Annotated in this window: 9 protein-coding genes; 8 read left to right on the top strand and 1 reads right to left on the bottom strand. The window is 74.9% G+C overall.

Annotated elements, in window-relative coordinates; all coding sequences use genetic code 11:
- Positions 1-344 precede the first annotated feature (344 nt).
- From P3T41_RS04010 to moeZ, 4 genes are all read left to right on the top strand, one after another.
- Positions 345-1,883, top strand: a complete 1,539-nt coding sequence (locus P3T41_RS04010) for a DUF3492 domain-containing protein (RefSeq protein WP_280687673.1) — start codon at positions 345-347, stop codon at positions 1,881-1,883.
- Positions 1,883-2,839 carry a hypothetical protein gene (locus P3T41_RS04005; RefSeq protein ID WP_280687671.1) on the top strand — a complete coding sequence of 319 codons (957 nt, stop codon included), beginning with the start codon at positions 1,883-1,885 and terminating at the stop codon, positions 2,837-2,839. Before P3T41_RS04010 ends, P3T41_RS04005 begins: the two co-directional genes overlap by 1 nt.
- An 82-nt stretch (positions 2,840-2,921) precedes the next feature.
- The gene (locus tag P3T41_RS04000) at positions 2,922-3,884 is read left to right on the top strand and encodes an NAD(P)-dependent oxidoreductase (protein ID WP_280687669.1); all 963 of its coding nucleotides are present in this window, start codon (positions 2,922-2,924) and stop codon (positions 3,882-3,884) included.
- A 145-nt stretch (positions 3,885-4,029) separates the two neighbouring features.
- Positions 4,030-5,208 (top strand): adenylyltransferase/sulfurtransferase MoeZ, encoded by a 1,179-nt coding sequence (moeZ, locus tag P3T41_RS03995; protein WP_280687667.1) that lies wholly within the window; start codon positions 4,030-4,032, stop codon positions 5,206-5,208.
- A gap of 105 nt (positions 5,209-5,313) precedes the next feature.
- On the opposite strand, the gene P3T41_RS03990 is transcribed toward moeZ, so the two are convergent.
- Positions 5,314-7,980, bottom strand: coding sequence for a flippase-like domain-containing protein (locus tag P3T41_RS03990; RefSeq protein ID WP_280687666.1), 2,667 nt, complete (start codon positions 7,978-7,980; stop codon positions 5,314-5,316).
- 124 nt (positions 7,981-8,104) lie between these two features.
- Between P3T41_RS03990 and P3T41_RS03985 the strand changes: the two genes are divergently transcribed.
- The 4 genes from P3T41_RS03985 to P3T41_RS03970 all read left to right on the top strand — a co-directional run bounded on the left by P3T41_RS03985 (position 8,105) and on the right by P3T41_RS03970 (position 16,688).
- Positions 8,105-8,497, top strand: a complete 393-nt coding sequence (locus P3T41_RS03985) for an MGMT family protein (RefSeq protein ID WP_280687665.1) — start codon at positions 8,105-8,107, stop codon at positions 8,495-8,497.
- A 181-nt stretch (positions 8,498-8,678) separates the two neighbouring features.
- Positions 8,679-12,047 (top strand): ATP-dependent DNA helicase, encoded by a 3,369-nt coding sequence (locus tag P3T41_RS03980; RefSeq protein ID WP_280687663.1) that lies wholly within the window; start codon positions 8,679-8,681, stop codon positions 12,045-12,047.
- 34 nt (positions 12,048-12,081) lie between these two features.
- Positions 12,082-15,282, top strand: a complete 3,201-nt coding sequence (locus P3T41_RS03975) for an ATP-dependent DNA helicase (RefSeq protein WP_280687661.1) — start codon at positions 12,082-12,084, stop codon at positions 15,280-15,282.
- A 194-nt stretch (positions 15,283-15,476) separates the two neighbouring features.
- Complete coding sequence (locus P3T41_RS03970; RefSeq protein WP_280687660.1) at positions 15,477-16,688, top strand: PP2C family protein-serine/threonine phosphatase; 1,212 nt, start codon at positions 15,477-15,479, stop codon at positions 16,686-16,688.
- Positions 16,689-16,742 lie beyond the last annotated feature (54 nt).

Genomic DNA, 16,742 nt, shown 5'->3' with positions numbered 1-16,742 from the left:
AGGCGGGCCGCTGAGCGTCGTCCGGCGGGCAGTGCGCTCTACCTTCGTGGTGTCGGACCGAACAGATGTGGGGGGCGTGGCCGCCGGTGAGCCGGGGCGGGCGCCCGAGGGTGTGTTTGAAGTGAGCAGTGGGCGGGGGTTGCCCCGTCGGGGCCGGGTGATCGCCCGGTGGCGCGGCCGTGGGGGTTGGTCGTGCGGTGGGGGCGCGGGGGCGCCCCGAACGTGACTCAAGGGCGGGTGCTCCCGCCGTTCTGACCGGCCGTCAGGGTCGGGGTGTCCCTGGTGCCGCAACAGCGGGTCCGGCCGCGTCCACCGCGTTCACAGTTCTGCCATCGGAGGTCGTCATGCGCATTGCCCTGCTCACCGAGGGTGCCCGCCCGCCTGCCCAGCGTGCCGCCGGCTGGTGCGAGCGGCTCACCGCCGGGCTGCCGGAGCACGAGTTCGAGCGCTTTCTGCTGCTGCCCGAGGCCGAGGCCGAGGCCGAGGCCGACGCGGCCGAGCCGCAGCCCGGAGTGCGCACGCTGGTGCTCGGCGGCCCGCCGCGCGGGGGGCGCGGGCCGGGTGCGATCCGCCGCCGGCACTATGCCCGCGCCTACGAGGACCTGGTCAGAGCCCTGGTCCTGCCGCGCGAGCGGGCCGGCTTCGCGGCAGGCCTGCACGCGTTGGCCGAACTGGCCCAGCAGGACGGCGCGTTGCCCGCGTTCCTGGCCTCCGAGCACGCACACCAGGTGCTGGAGCGGGTCTGGACCGCACCCGGCGCCGACACCGCCGCCGGGCAGCCGCTGCTGCGTGATGTGTTGGTCGCCGGGGACCTGCTCGAGCAGTGCCTGCGCCCGCTCGCGGCCGACTGGTACGGCACCGGGCCCGGCGGCCTGGGCGGCGCCGACCTGTGCCATGTGGTCGGCGGTGGGCCCGCCGCGCTGCCCGCGCTGGTGGCCAAGCGGCTGCACGGGGTCCCCTTCGTGCTGACCGAGCACGGCCTGCACCTGCGCGAGCAGTACCTGGGCTACCGGCAGGCGCCCTACCGCTGGCCGGTGCGGGCGCTGCTGCTCTCCTTCTTCCGGCTGCTGACCGTGGAGACCTACCGGCAGGCCGCGCTGCTCACCCCCGGCAGCTCCTACGACCGCGACTGGCAGTTGCGCTGCGGGGCCTCCCAGGAGCGGATCCGGGTGGTCTACCGGGGTACGGCGGCGGTGGACCGCCCGGCGGCCGGTGCCGAGCCGACCCGGCCCACGCTGCTCTGGACCGGGCGGCTGGAGCCGGCCGGCGATCCGGAGCTGATGCTGCACGCCTTCGCCCAAGTGCGCGCCGAGTCGCCGCAGGCGCGGCTGCTGCTGCGCGGCCCCGAAGGGGTGGCCGGGTACCGCGAGCACTGCGCGGAGCTGGCCCGGCGGCTGCGGCTGGGGGACGCCGCGGTCTTCCAGGGTGCAGCAGGGGAGGCTGCCGGCGACTGGGCGGACGGGACGGTGGCGGTGTTCTCCGCACGGGCCCGGCGAGGTCCCGGGGCACTGGTCTCGGCGATGCTCAGCGGGCGGGCGCTGATCGCCACCGATGTCGGGGTGACCCGTGAGGTGGTCGGGCCGACCGGGCTGCTGGTGCCGCCGGGCGATCCGGCGGCGCTGGGCGTCGCCTGCCTGGCGCTGCTCGGCGACGGGGAGCGGCGGGCCCGGCTGGGGCTGGCCGGGCGGTTGCGGGCGCAGGAGCGTTTCGCGGTGGAGCCGGTGGTGGCCGCGTTCCGGGAGATCTACCTGGAGCTGGTCTCCCGCTGGCCGGCCTTCCCGGCCGCCGAGCGCCGCTTCGGCGCGCTGCCGCGGCCGTTCGCGCGGCCGGCCGAATTCTGGGTGGCCGGCACGGCGGCCGACACGATGGCGCGGGCGCACTGATGGGCGGGGGCGGGGCCGACCCGGTACGGGAACTGCTGGCGGAGCACCGGGAGTTGTGCGAGCGGGCCACCCACCCGTGGGAGATCGCCGCCGTGCTGGAGGAGGCCGGCCTGGGGTCCGCCGCGGCCCGGCGCTACCGACACGCGGACGTCTTCTCGCTCGCCGAGGAGCTCTACGCCCGGGTGCCGCGCAAGCCCGCGGACGACGAGCCGCCGCCCGGCACCCCGACCGTGGCCGGGCCGCTGGCGCCGCAGCGCGCCTCCGGGTGGCGCCACCGCTGCTGGGCCCGGGGCGCGCTGCTCGGAGCGCTGCTGCTGCCGCTGGTCACCGTGCTCGGCGCCGCGGCCGGGAGACCGGGCCCGGCGGCGGGGTCGGCCGGCTCGAGCGGCCCGTCGCAGGTCGGTACGGCGGCGGCGCTGGTGCTCGCGGCCTGGGCGGCCTGCGGTGCCGCCGACCGGGCGGCCCGCTGGGTGCGGCACGCGGGCCAGGTCCAGCTGCGCACGGTCGGCACGCTCGCGCAGTTCCGGGCCCGGATGCGTCCGGTGCTGCCGGTGGCCCTCGGGCTGCACCTGGCGGTGCTCGCGCTGACCAGCTTCACCGCGCTCGCGGTGCTCACCGCGATCGCCCCGCGCCCGGGCCCGGCCGCCGGCGGGCTGCTGCAGGCCGTGATCCACCGGGCCGGCCCCACCCAGTGGGTGGCCCAGGCCTCGCTCGGCCTGCTGATCGCGGTCGCCGCCGCGCTGCGCCGCTGCGGTCGGCAGAGCGTCGCGCTGGCCGGCTTACTCACCGCCGACGGGCTCGGCGCGGGCCTGTCGGCGGTGCGGTCCTGCGGCCTGCTGCCGGCCGGCTGGGCGGCGGCCCCGGGCGCGCTGACGACGCTGGCCACCGGCACGGCGGCCGTGGTGCTGCTGCCGTACGCGTGGGTGGCGCTCGGCCGCCCGCAGGCGCACCGGTGAGGCGGCGGTGCGGTGCGGCGGTGCGGGGCCGCCGGCTCGGGAACCACGTCAATCAATCGAAGGCAATGGTCAGGAGTCTGGGATGAGGGTGCTGCTGCTGGGTGCCGGCGGCTACATCGGCCGTCGGGTCGCCGATCGGCTGCTGGTGGATCGCGACCTGCAGGTCACGGTGCTCGGGCGGCGGGATTCGGCCGACATCAGGTTCGACCTGGCGGCCGGGAGCCCCGGAGCGCTGGCCCGGTTCCTGGACGCGGTGGCGCCACAGGTGGTGGTCAACTGCGCCGGTGCCACCTACGGGACCTCGCGGGCCCTGGTGCGAGCCAACGCGCTCGCCGTGGCGACCGTCTGCGAGGCGATCCGGCGCAGTCGGGAACCGGCCCGGCTGGTGCACATCGGCTCGGCCGCCGAGTACGGCTCGGTGCCCGTCGGCGCGCCGGTCGCGGAGAGCGCCGAGCCGCGGCCGGTCGGCCCGTACGGGGTGTCCAAGCTGGCCGGCACCGAGCTGGTGCTCTCCTCCGGGCTGGACGCGGCGGTGCTGCGGGTCTTCGACGTGGTCGGCCCCGGCACGCCGGCCGCCTCGCTCTTCGGCCGGCTCGCCGAAGGGCTGCGCCGGGCCCTGGAGCAACAGGAGAGCCAGGTCCGGATGCCGGACCTGTCCCCGTTCCGGGATTTCGTCGATGTCCGCGACGTGGCGCACGCGGTGCTGGCGGCGGCGGTCTCGGCCGCCACCGGGGTGATCAACATCGGCAGCGGGCACGCCGTCCGGGCTCGTGAGGCGGCGGAACTGCTGGTGCGGGCGGCGGGATTCGAGGGCGCGCTGAGCGAGGAGATCCGCACGGTGGCGCTGCCCGCGCAGGCCGCCGCGGAGCCACTGCTCTCCGGCGCCGCCGTGCTCGCGCCCCCCGAGCCGCGTCCGGTGGTCGAGCCGGTGCCCTGGCGGCAGGCCGATGTCCGCACCGCGCGCGAGCGGCTCGGCTGGCGGGCCCAGACCCCACTGGAGGAGTCGCTGGGCGATGTCTGGCTGGAGACCGCCTGCCGGGTGTAGCCGGGCCGGCCGGGCGCGCCGCGGGGCCGGTGCCCAGCATCCGGCGGTGGCTGTCTCACCTGCCGGACCTGCTGTCTCGGAATACCGCACCGGCATGACACTGTTGGTCGAAGGAAAGACCGTATAGACGACCATCGGAGTCCCCGTGTCGCTGCCACCCCTGGTCGAGCCGGCCGCCGAGCTCACCGTAGACGAGGTCCGCCGGTACTCCCGCCACCTGATCATCCCGGACGTCGGGATGGCCGGGCAGAAGCGGCTGAAGAACGCCAAGGTGCTCTGCGTGGGCGCCGGCGGCCTCGGCTCCCCGGCGCTGATGTACCTGGCCGCGGCCGGTGTGGGCACGCTCGGCATCGTCGAGTTCGACACCGTCGACGAGTCGAACCTGCAGCGGCAGATCATTCACGGTCAGTCCGACATCGGCCGCTCCAAGGGCGAGTCGGCGCGGGACTCGGTGCAGGAGATCAACCCGTACGTCAAGGTGATCCTGCACGACGAGCGCCTGGACAACGACAACGTGATGGAGATCTTCTCCGGCTACGACCTGATCGTCGACGGCACCGACAACTTCGCCACCCGGTACCTGGTGAACGACGCCGCGGTGCTGCTCGGCAAGCCGTACGTCTGGGGCTCGATCTACCGGTTCGACGGCCAGGCCAGCGTCTTCTGGGCCGAGCACGGCCCGTGCTACCGCTGCCTCTACCCGGAGGCGCCGCCGCCGGGCATGGTCCCGTCCTGCGCCGAGGGCGGCGTGCTCGGGGTGCTGTGCGCCTCGATCGGCTCGATCCAGGTCACCGAGGCGATCAAGCTGCTGACCGGAGTCGGCGAGCCACTGGTCGGCCGGCTGATGATCTACGACGCCCTGGAGATGAACTACCGCCAGGTCAAGGTCCGCAAGGACCCCGACTGCGCGCTCTGCGGCGAGAACCCGACGGTCACCGAGCTCATCGACTACGAGGCGTTCTGCGGGGCGATCTCGGAGGAGGCCCAGGAGGCCGCGCTCGGCTCGACCATCACGGCCAAGCAGCTCAAGGAGATGCAGGACAACCACGAGGACATCCTGCTGATCGACGTCCGCGAGCAGAACGAGTACGAGATCGTCAGCATCCCGGGCGCGGTGCTCATCCCCAAGAACGAGTTCCTGATGGGGAACGCGCTGGAGAAGCTGCCGCAGGACAGGAAGATCGTGCTGCACTGCAAGACCGGGGTCCGCTCGGCCGAGGTGCTGGCCGTGCTCAAGGCGGCGGGCTTCGCCAACTCCGTCCACCTGGGCGGCGGCGTGATCGGCTGGGTCAACCAGATCGAGCCCGAGAAGCCGGTCTACTGATTCGACGCACGGCCTGATCTGACGTACAGCCTGATCCGAAGCACAGCCGAAGAGGCCGGTCCCCCTCGTGGGGGCCGGCCTCTTCGGCTGTCCGCCGCCGCCGTCCTAGATCGCGCCCGTGCGTTGCAGATAGCTGTAGGCGATCCAGCCGGGCAGCACCGGCAGCCAGAAGGTGAGCGCCCGGAACAGGAAGACCGCCGAGGTGGCGGTGGCGGCCGGCAGCCCGAGGGTCACCAAGGCGACGATCAGGGCGCCTTCGATCGCGCCGATGCCGCCCGGGGTCGGCACGGCGGACCCGGCCGCGTTGGCGGTCAGGAAGATCACCGCGACGGTGGCGAAGCTCATCGAGCCGCCGAAGGCCTTGACCGAGGCGTCCAGGCAGGCGGTGAAGGCCAGGGTCAGCAGCAGGATGCCACCGAAGCCCGTCACCAGCTTGCTGGGGGTCTGCATCAGGTCGAGCATCCGCGGCACCACGCCGAAGAAGAGCGAGCGGACCCGGGTCACCACGAACCGGCGCAGCGGACCGACCGCCGCGATCACCAGTGCCAGCACCGCCGCGGTCAGCACGCCGATGATCACGGCGCGCTCGCTGCCGATGTCCCCGGCGCCCTGGCTGCCGGTGATCAGGCCGAAGCAGAACAGCAGCAGCAGGTGCCCGCCCAGGCCGGCCAGCTGCGAGGCGCCCACACTGGCCACCGCCTGCCCGGGCCGCACGCCCTGCTTCTGCAGGTAGCGGGTGTTGAGCGCGATGCCGCCGATCGCGGCCGGGGCCACCAGCTTCACGAAGGAGCCGGCCAGCTGCGCCGCCACCGTCCGCCTGAACGGCAGCCGCTCGGGCACGAAGCCGGTCAGGCTCATCGCCGCGGCGCCGTAGCTCGCCGTGGCGGCGGCCAGCGCGGCCGCGGCCCAGGCCCAGTTCATGTGGGAGAGCTTCAGCTGGCCCGGCTGGATGGTGGTGACCGCCAGGTAGCCGGCGAAGGCCAGCGCGATCACCGTTATCAGCGTCTTCGGCTTGAGCCGCTCCAGCTTGGCGGGAGCCAGCGGGGCCTCCGGGGCGATCTCCAGGATCTGGCCGCGGATCCGGCTCAGCAGATCCTCGCCGGCCGCGGCGATGTCCTCCTCGGCCGCCTCCCGGGTCTTCTCGCCGGCCGCCACCTGCTCGACCGCCAGCGCCTGCGCGGCGGCCTTGCGCTCCTTGGCCTGCTTGGCCAGGTCGGCACGGGTCTGCCGGCTCATCCCGACCGGCTGCAGCAGCGGCAGCGCGGCCGCCACCTTCTCGGCGCCCAGCACCCGGTTGGCGATCGCGACCGAGCGCTCGGGGCCGATCCGCAGCGCGAAGGTGGTCAGCAGCTGCGCGATGTCGATCCGCAGGGTCAGGTCGCCGGCCGCGATGTCGCCGCCGGAGAGGTTGACCAGCGTGCCCAGCTTCTCGTCCACCACCAGCAGCGACTCGCCGGTCAGCCGGCGGTGCGCGATCCGGCGCTGGTGCAGGGAGCCGACCGACTCCCAGAACGAGGCCATCACCTCGTCGGTGATCTGCTCGTCGGGCAGTTCGTCGAGGATGCGGCCCTCGACCTTCTCGTAGACCAGGACCGCGGCGTCCGGACCCAGCTCGGAGGTGGCCACCAGCTGCGGGGCGCGGGCGCCGGCCGCCGCCGCCGCGTAGGCGATCAGCGCCTCCTGTTCCAGCGCCTGGCGCAGCGACTGCGGGCTGCGCCGCACCGCCACCGAGCGCAGCCGGGCCCGGCGCCAGACCCGGTAGAAGAAGCCGGAGGCCTGCTGCTCGCGGTCGATGATGTGGACGTCCAGCGCCGGGGCGTCCTGCTGGTTGACGAAGTACCGCCGGGTACCGCCGGGGGCGTCCGGTGCGCGGTGCGCGTTGCGCGGCGTGAAGCCGAGCCGGCGCAGGCCGAGCATCAGGTGCTGCCCGGTCGGCCGGATGTTGGGCGAGCCGATCGCGTAGAGCGTGCCACAGGCCACCGACCAGCCGATCAGCACGGTCAGCAGCAGCGAGAGCGGGGTGGTGTCGCTGCCGATCAGCTCGGCGGCGCCGCTGAGCAGTACGACGGACCAGAGCGCGAGCCGCCAGCGCGGCCGGCTGACCATGCCGACCGCCGTCATGTAGGCGATCACCGGCGCCAGGTAGCCGTGCACCGGCTCGCTGATCGGGCCGCCGGCCACCGTCGGCAGCCGGGTCAGCGCCTTGCGGATGTTCTCCGAGGCGCCCTCGGCCACCCACCAGTCCACCGCCAGCGTCACGCCGTAGGCGAGCACCGAGGCGAGCACGCCGTCGGCCACCCGCAGGCCGTCCCGCTTGATCAGCCGCTCGACCGCGAAGGCCACGGGTACGGCCAGCACCGCCACGGTGGAGACCAGGCTCAGGACGGTGGTCAGCCAGGGCGCCACGTGCTTGACGTTGGCCTGGATGTCCGTCGAGATGCCGCTGGTGGTCGAGGTGGCGATGCCCGCGATGACGAAGACGGCGATGATGCCGAGCAGGCCGGCCACGAAGCGGATCAGGTCGGAGGGGCGGTGCGTGCGGGCGGCGAGCAGCGGCTCGTCCACCGCGAGGCGGTCGCCGTCGTCCTCGTCCTCGGCCGGCACCGGCAGCAGCGGGGCCGGCACTGCCACGGGCTCCGGCGCGGGCGTCGCCGCCGGATGCCGTCGCGCCGCCGGCTTCACCAGCGAGACCTTGGGCTCCTCGGTCGGCGGGATCGTGGAGCCGGATTCTCCGGCACTCTCGTCCACGTCCACGTCAACCGTCCCGGTCATCTGGTCTTGTCCTCGTATCACCACTCACCGCCCCGAAGATGGTGGCATGCTCCGTGACCGGTCGCCGGACAGGGGCCGGACCGGGCGCGGCGAATACCCCGCAGGTGCTCCGGGACTGGTCCGGATGGGCAAGAATGCCCGGGTGACGGACAACAGCGCGGGCCCTCGAGCCGCCGCCGACCTGCCCCCGTTCGCCGAGCTGGTGCTCGAACTGGTCGACCGTATCCCGCCGGGGCGGGTCATGACGTACGGGGATGTCGCCGAGTACCTGGAGCAGGGCGGGCCGCGCCAGGTCGGCACCGTGATGGCCCGCTACGGCGGCACCGTCGCCTGGTGGCGGGTGGTCAGGGCGGACGGCGCGCTGCTGCCGGGCCACGAGCAGCGGGCGCTGGCCGCCTACCGGCAGGAGGCGACGCCGCTGCGCAGCACCGCGGGCCGAGGACCCGCCCGCGGCTCGCAGGCGGCCGAGGACCTGCCGCGGGTCGACCTGCGGCAGGCCCGCTGGGACGGTCGGTAGCACGGGCACACCAGCATCCTGCCTCGCCGAACGCCCCGGCGGACCAGGGACGGGCGCACCCGTTCCCGCGCGCGCCGGTGGATCTCGTAGGCTCTAAGACCGACCGCCCACCATGTGCCGGTCGGTCTGAGGACTCCCTCTCTTCCAGGGGATCCCTTCGTCGCCGACCCGCAGGACTTCCGTGGCCTCTCCCTACCGCTTGGTGCGCAGCCCGCTCGCGACGCCCGAGCCGCCCGTGCTGGACGAGTACCAGCGCGCGGTGGCCGAGCACGCGGGCGGTCCGCTGCTGGTGCTCGCGGGGCCCGGCACCGGGAAGACCACCACCCTGGTCGAGGCGGTGGCCCGGCGGATCGAGCGGGGCACCGATCCCGAGCGGATCCTGGTGCTCACCTTCAGCCGCAAGGCGGCGATGGAGCTGCGCGACCGGATGGCGGTGCGGCTGGCGGCGGCGCCGCAGGCCACCACCTTCCACTCGTTCTGCTACGCGCTGCTGCGCGCCGAGCAGGAGCCCGAGCGGTTCGCCGAGCCGCTGCGGCTGCTCTCCGGCCCCGAGCAGGACGTGATGGTGCGCGAGCTGCTGGCCGGCGGCGCCGAGGACGCGGCGGCCGGCCGGTCCCGGATCGGCTGGCCGCTGGACCTGCGGGCCTGTCTGACCACCCGCGGTTTCGCCGACGAGGTGCGCGCGGTGCTGGCCCGCAGCCGGGAGCTGGGACTCGGCGAGGCGGAGCTGGCCCGGTTCGCCGAGGGCGTCCAGCGGCCCGACTGGGCGGCGGCCGCGCACTTCCTGGCCGACTACCTGGACGTGCTGGACCTGCGCGGGGTGCTGGACTACGCGGAGCTGGTGCACCGCGCGGTGCTGCTCGCCGAGCGGGCCGGCGGGGCGGCCGAGGACCTCGCCGCCCGCTACGACGTGGTCTTCGTGGACGAGTACCAGGACACCGACCCGGCCCAGGTGCGGCTGCTGCGGCAGCTGGCGGGCGGCGGGCGGGACCTGGTCGCGGTGGGGGATCCGGACCAGTCGATCTACGCGTTCCGCGGGGCCGACGTGAACGGGATCCTGGACTTCCCGCAGCAGTTCCGGCACCGCGACGGCCGGCCGGCCGAGGTCAAGGTGCTGCGGGTGTCGCGCCGCTCGGCGCCGACGCTGCTGGCGGCCTCGCGCGAGCTGGTCGAGCGGCTGCCGATGGGCCGGCTGCCGGCCCAGAAGCTGGCCCAGCACCGGGCGCTGCTGCCCGGGCGGGCGGGCCCCGCCGGGACGGTGGAGATCTACACCTATCCCACTCCGGGGACCGAGCTGGAGAGCATCGCCGACCTGCTGCGCCGCGCGCACCTGGAGGACGGCGTGCCGTGGGGCGAGATGGCGGTGCTGGTGCGGGCCGGCGCGCGGGCCATCCCCGGGGTGCGGCGGGCGCTGAGCGCGGCCGGTGTCCCGCTGGAGATCGACGGCGACGACCTGCCGCTGCGTGAGGAACCGGCCGTGGTGCCGCTGCTGCTCGCGCTGCGGGTCTGCGCGGAGGGGGCCGTGTGGCAGAAGTCGGACGGGTCGACGTCCGGCGACCCGACCGACCCGGCTGATGCGGCCGGGCCGCCGGATCCGCTCACGGTGGAGCTCGCGCACACCCTGCTGACCGGTCCGCTCGGCGGTCTGGACGGCTCCGACCTGCGCCGGCTGGGGCGGGCGCTGCGCGAGGAGGAGCGGGCAGCGGTCCTGGCGGCGGCGGAGGAGGAGGAGGCCGGCCAGGGCGGGCCGGCCGCCATGGTGCGCCCCTCGGACGAGCTGGTCCGTGAGGCGCTGGCCCACCCCGAGCAACTGGTCACCCTCGACCTGCCGCCCGCCCGGCGGGCCCGCGAGCTCGGCATGCTGCTGCGCAAGGTGCGCGACCTGCTGGTCGGCGGCGGCACCGCTGAGGAGGCGCTCTGGGAGCTCTGGGACGGCAGCCCCCGCTGGCGCGAGCGGCTGGAGCGGGCCGCGCTGCGCGGTGGCGCCGTCGGCCGCAACGCCGACCGCGACCTGGACGCGCTCTGCGCGCTCTTCGAGACCGCTGCCCGGGCCGAGGACCAGGTCACCGGGCACCGCGGCGCCCTCGACCTGCTCGCCGAGGTCGAGGCCCAGGACATCGCCGCCGACACCCTGACGGTGCGCACCGCCCGCTCCGAGGCGGTGCGGCTGATGACCGCGCACCGGTCCAAGGGCCTGGAGTGGCGGCTGGTCGTGGTGGCCGGCGTGCAGGAGGGGCTCTGGCCAGACCTGCGCCGGCGCGGCTCGCTCCTGGAGGCCGACCGGATCGGCCGCGACGGCCTGGCCGAGCCGCTCACCCCGGGCGCCCTGCTCGCCGAGGAGCGCCGGCTCTTCTACGTGGCCGCCACCCGGGCCAAGGAGCGCCTGATCGTGACCGCCGTCAAGGCGCCGGCCGAGGACGGCGACGAGCCCTCCCGGTTCCTGCGCGAGCTCTACCGCGAGCAACTCGACGCCCGCACCGGCAAGGTGCTGCGCCGCACCCCGGACGTCACCGTCGAGGACGTCACCCACCGCCCGCGCCGCCCGCTGTCGGTCGCCGCGCTGGTCGCCGAGCTGCGCGCGGTCACCGTCGATCCGGCCCGCTCGCCCGAGCTGCGCCGCACCGCCGCCGAGCGGCTCGCCGTCCTCGCCGCCGCGCGCGGCGAGGACGGCACCGTGCTGGTGCCGGCCGCCCACCCCGACCGCTGGTGGGGGATGGCCGAGGTGACCAGCAACCCGGTGCCGCTGCGCGAGCCCGACCGCCCGGTGCAGCTCTCCGGCAGCGGTCTGGAGCAGCTCGACGCCTGCTCGCTGCAGTGGTTCCTGACCAAGGAGGTCAACGCGCAGACCGCCACCTCCGGCGCCCAGGGCTTCGGCAACGTGCTGCACGCGCTGGCCGACGAGGTGGGCTCCGGGCGCTCGCCGGCCGACCTCGCGGTGCTGCTGGACCGGCTGGACACGGTCTGGGACGCGCTCGCCTTCGACGCCCCCTGGAAGTCGGCGCAGGAGAAGACGCAGGCCAGGGCCGCCCTGGAGCGGTTCCTGCACTGGCACGTGCTGGAGCGCGGGCGCACCACGCTGGCCACCGAGCACGGCTTCGACCTGACTCTGCCGGTGGGCGAGCTCGCGGTGCGGATCCGCGGCGTGATGGACCGGGTCGAGCAGGACGCGGTCGGCCGGGCGTACGTGGTCGACTTCAAGACGGGCAAGCGGGTCCCGAGCGACAAGTCGCTGCCGGAGCACAAGCAGCTGGCGGTCTACCAGCTGGCGGTCCGCGCGGGGGCGCTGGACGACCTGGTGAACGACCGGCCGCCGCTGGGCGGGGCCGAGCTGGTCCAGCTGCGCTTCGAGGACAAGAAGCTGCCGGACGCTCCCAAGGTCCAGCACCAGCCGCCCGCCGACGGCGAGCCGTGGATCGAGAACCTGCTCGCCGACGCGGCGGGCCGGGTCCTGGCCGAGCGCTTCGTCCCGACCACCGGGGACGCCTGCGGGAACTGCACCTTCAAGCGCAGTTGCTCGGCCCAGCGCGACGGCCGCCAGCTGATCGACTAGGCGCTGTGTCGGCGGGCCCGACTACCGTGTCCCCATGCTCAGCCACCCCGACCAGCTCAAGGAGCTGCTCGGCATCCCCTTCAACCGGGAGCAGATGCGCGCCATCGGCGCCCCGCTGGAGCCTGCCGTGATCGTCGCCGGGGCGGGCTCGGGGAAGACCACGGTGATGGCCGCCCGGGTGGTCTGGCTGGTCGGTTCGGGGGCGGTGCGCCCCGATCAGGTGCTCGGGCTGACCTTCACCAACAAGGCCGCCGCCGAGCTGGCCGAGCGGGTGCGCACCGCGCTGGCCCGGGCCGGCCTGCGGGAGGACGCGGCGGTCGTCGGCGAGCCGGAGATCTCCACCTACCACGCCTTCGCCGGCCGGCTGCTCAAGGAACACGGCCTGCGGATCGGCATCGAGCCCGATGTCCGGCTGCTCGCCGACGCCACCCGGTTCCAGCTGGCGGCCCGGGTGCTGCGCTCCGCCCGCGGCCCGTTCCCGCATCTCAAGGACCGCTTCTCGGCCCTGGTGAGCGAGCTGACCGCGCTCGACGCCGAGCTGGCCGAGCACCTGGTGGAGCCCGCCGTGCTGCGGGCCTTCGACGCCGAACTGCTGGCCGAGCTGGCCGGCGTCAAGCTGACCAACCAGGAGCTGCGGGACGTCCCCGAGGCCGCCCAGGGCCGCCAGGAGCTGCTCACCCTGGTCGAGGAGTACCGCCGCCGCAAGCGCGCGGCCGGCCTGCTGGACTTCGGCGACCAGATCGCGGCCTCGGCCCGCCTCGCCCAGCAGCGCCCGGAGGTCGGCCGGCTGCTGCGCGAGCAGTACCAGGTAGTGCTGCTGGACGAGTACCAGGACACCTCGGTCGCCCAGCGCCTGCTGCTGGCCGGCCTCTTCGGCGCCACCCCGGCGTACCCCGGCGGCCACCCGGTGACCGCCGTCGGCGACCCCTGCCAGGCGATCTACGGCTGGCGCGGCGCCTCGGTGGCCAACCTGGACGACTTCCCCGCCCACTTCCCGAAGGCCGACGGCGGCCCGGGCGCCCGCTACGCGCTCAGTGAGAACCGCCGCAGCGGCGGTCGCCTGCTGGCCTTCGCCAACGAGCTGGCCGCTCCGCTGCGGGCCCGCCACCAGGGCGTCGAGGCACTGCGACCGGCCCCCGGCGCGGAGCGGGACGGCCTGATCCGGGTCGCCCTGCTGCCCACCCACGCCGAGGAGATCGACTGGCTGGCCGACTCGATCGCCCACCTGGTCCGCACCGGCACCGCGCCCGGCTCGATCGCGGTGCTCTGCCGCGGCGGCGCGGCCTTCCCCGACATCCACGCCGCGCTGGTGGCCCGCGAGGTCCCGGTCGAGGTGGTGGGTCTGGGCGGCCTGCTCCAGCTGCCCGAGGTGGCCGACCTGGTCGCGGTCTGCGAGGTGCTGCAGGACCCCACCGCCAACGCCGCCCTGGTGCGGCTGCTGATCGGCCCGCGCTGGCGGATCGGCCCGCGCGACCTGGCCCTGCTCGGCCGGCGTGCCGCCGGGCTGGTCCGCACCGCCCGGGCGGGCGGCGCCGACGCGCTCTCCGCCGCCGTCGCGGAGACCGACCCGACCGAGGTGGTCTCGCTCTGCGACGCGCTGGAGACCTTCGTCAACGCCGGCGAGCAGCCGGACGAGCTGCCCTTCTCGGCCGAGGCCCGGACACGCTTCGCCTACCTCGCCAGGGAGATCCGCGACCTGCGCCGGGCGCTGGCCGACCCGCTGATGGACGTGCTGCACCGGGTGCTCGCCGCCACCGGCCTGGACGTCGAACTCTCCGCCTCCCCGCTCGCGCTGGCCGCCCGCCGCCGCGAGACCCTGCAGGCCTTCCTGGACGTCGCGGCCGGCTTCGCCGACCTGGACGGCGACCCGGGCCTGTCCGCCTTCCTGGCCTTCCTGCGCGCCGCCGAGGAGTACGACCGGGGGCTGGACAGCAGCCTGCCCGGCGGCGAGGACACCGTGAAGGTGCTCACCGCGCACAAGTCCAAGGGCCTGGAGTGGGACGTGGTGGCGCTGCCCGGACTGGTCAAGGGTGCCTTCCCGAGCAGCCGCGGCCGGGAGCGCTGGACCAGCCGCCGGGCGGTGCTGCCCTACCCGCTGCGCGGCGACGCGGCCACCCTGCCCGAAGTGGCGGACTGGACGGCCAAGGGCATGACCGCCTTCAAGGCCGCCCTCAAGGACCAGACCGGCACCGAGGAACTGCGGCTCGGTTACGTCGCCGTGACCCGTCCGCGCTCGCTGCTGCTGGCCGGCGGCCACTGGTGGGGCCCGACGCAGAGCACCCGGCGCGGTCCCTCCGAGTACCTGGAGGCGCTGCGCGCGCATGCCGAGCAGCCGGGCGCGGGCGAGGTCGAGCAGTGGGCCGAGCCACCGGTCGAGGACGCCGAGAACCCCGCGCTGCGCCCGGCCGGCGAGACGCCGTGGCCGCTGCCGCTGGACTCCGGCGCCCACCTGGCCCGCCGGCGGGTGGCCCAGGTGATCGGTGCCCGGCTGGCGGGCGCCCCGGCTCCCGCGCCGGAGCCGCTCGCGCCGGAGGAGCAGCGCCAGGTGGACTCCTGGGACCGCGACCTGAACGCGCTGCTCGGCGAGCTGGAGCGCGCCCGGCGCACCGAGCGCGCCGTGCCGCTGCCCCCTGCGCTCTCCGCCACCCAGCTGATGCGGCTGGCCGCCGACCCGGACGGCCTGGCCCACGAACTGGCCCGTCCGATGCCCCGCCCGCCGGCCGGCCCGGCCCGGCGCGGCACCCGCTTCCATGCCTGGATCCAGGCGCGGTACGCCCCGCTGCCGCTGCTCGAACCGGACGCGCTGCTGGGCCCCGAGGACGCGGCGGACGACGGGATCGAGGACGAGCGCGATCTGGAACGGCTCAAGGAGGCCTTCCTGCGCGGCCCCTACGCGCACCGGCGGCCCTACCGGGTCGAGGCGCCGGTTCAGGTGGTGCTCGCCGGGCGGGTGGTGCGCGGCCGGATCGACGCGGTGTATCGGGAGCGTGACGACGACACTGGGTCACGAGGTGGTTACCGTTACGAGGTGGTGGACTGGAAGACCGGCCACCAGGAGGACGCCGACCCGCTGCAGCTGGCCATCTACCGCCTCGCCTGGGCCGAGCAGCGCGACCTGCCGCTGGAGCAGGTCACCGCCGCCTTCTGCTACGTCCGCAGCGGGCGGATCGAAAGACCGACAGGACTTCCTGACCGGAATGCGTTGGAAACGCTTCTGGTCGGGAAGAGTGACTAATAGGTCACAGAGAGCATCCATCTCGTCACGGAGTCGCGCGAAACCGATGCGTCGTGCACGTTTCGCGCCTATGGTGGGGTCGGTAACCGGTCACCCGCGTCTGCTCGGCCGCCGGACAGGCCCCGCCCCTCACCCTCAGTCATTGCCGCAGGTGCTCAGCGAGCACCGGGCGCCTTCTGCTGGAGACACCTAAGTTGAGCGCCACTGGGAAGTCGAGCGCGACCGGTTGGTTCCGAGACCGGTTCGCCGGTCCGACCCGAGGCCCGGCGACCGTCCGCCCGACGGGCACCTGGCCCAGGACCGCACTGGCCCTGCCGTTCATCGGCATGGCGCTGGTGGTCTGCCTGGACTACTTCAGCACCATCGAGGTGACGGTCGAACCGGCCCTCACCGCCGTGCCCGCGCTGGCGGCGATCGTCAGCCGCCGGGTCTGGTACCCGATCCTGACCGGCCTGCTGGCCGAGTTCGCCGCCTTCGCCCTGGCCGGCTACAACCACGTGCTCGGCGAGTCGGTGCACAGCGCCACGGTCTTCGCGATCGCCCTGGTCACCGCGATCAGCTGGGTCAGTGCCACGCTGCGGGTCCGCCAGGAGCAGGCGCTGGCCGACGCCCAGCTGGTGGCCGAGATCGCCCGCCGGGTGCTGCTGCGCTCGGTGCCCGACCGGGTGGGCAGCGTGCGGGCCGCCGTGCACTACGCGGCCGCCGCAGCGCATGCCCGGATCGGCGGCGACCTCTACGAGGTGGTCAACACCCGGCACGGGGTGCGCGCGGTGGTCGGCGACGTGCGCGGCAAGGGCCTGAGCGCGGTGGAGACCGCCGCCGCCGTGCTCGGCGCCTTCCGCGAGGCCGCGCACCAGGAGCCGGCGCTGGACAAGGTGGCGGGCTGGCTGGCCGTCAGCCTGGACCGGGCGCTGCACGAGCACGAGCACCCCGGGGTGGAGGAGGAGTTCGTCACCCTGGTGCTGATCGGGGTGGCCCCGGACGGCAGCGCCGAGATCGTCAACTGCGGCCACCCCGCTCCGCTGCTGCTGCGCGCCGACGGCGTGGTGCGGGCGCTGGAGCTGGCGGAGACGGTGCCGCCGCTGGGCGTGCTCGACCCGGCCGACGTGGCGCCGCCGGTCCAGCGGGTGCCGTTCGAGCCCGGTGACCGGGTGCTGCTCTTCACCGACGGCGTGATCGAGGCCCGGGACCGGGCCGGCCGGTTCTACCCGCTGGCCGAGCGGCTGCCCGGCTGCGCGGCCGGCGGCCCGGTGGACGTGCTGGACCGGCTGCACGCGGACGTGGTGCGGCATGTCGGGCGGCAGCTCGGGGACGACGCGGCGATGCTGCTGCTCCAGTACGAGCCGGTGGTCAACGGCGGGCCGCAGCAACTGCCGCACCAGAACGGCCGGCTGGCCCGCCAGTAGCGCGGTCCGGCCGGCGGTCGAGGGGTCGCGGCCGCTCGACCGGCTGAGCTCGCG

Source organism: Kitasatospora sp. GAS204B (assembly GCF_029892155.1).
In the GTDB taxonomy this organism is placed as follows: domain Bacteria; phylum Actinomycetota; class Actinomycetes; order Streptomycetales; family Streptomycetaceae; genus Kitasatospora.
The sequence above is the reverse complement of the archived record's forward strand: the minus strand, read 5'-3'. Positions and strand labels throughout refer to the sequence as shown.

What these genes read in the sequence shown, in the direction of transcription:
- P3T41_RS03975 (WP_280687661.1), top strand. Translation starts at nt 12,082, where the DNA reads ATGCTCAGCCACCCCGACCAGCTCAAGGAGCTGCTCGGCATCCCCTTC.
- P3T41_RS04010 (WP_280687673.1), top strand. Translation starts at nt 345, where the DNA reads ATGCGCATTGCCCTGCTCACCGAGGGTGCCCGCCCGCCTGCCCAGCGT.
- P3T41_RS03990 (WP_280687666.1), bottom strand. Translation starts at nt 7,980, where the DNA reads ATGACCGGGACGGTTGACGTGGACGTGGACGAGAGTGCCGGAGAATCC.
- P3T41_RS04005 (WP_280687671.1), top strand. Translation starts at nt 1,883, where the DNA reads ATGGGCGGGGGCGGGGCCGACCCGGTACGGGAACTGCTGGCGGAGCAC.
- P3T41_RS03985 (WP_280687665.1), top strand. Translation starts at nt 8,105, where the DNA reads ATGGGCAAGAATGCCCGGGTGACGGACAACAGCGCGGGCCCTCGAGCC.
- P3T41_RS04000 (WP_280687669.1), top strand. Translation starts at nt 2,922, where the DNA reads ATGAGGGTGCTGCTGCTGGGTGCCGGCGGCTACATCGGCCGTCGGGTC.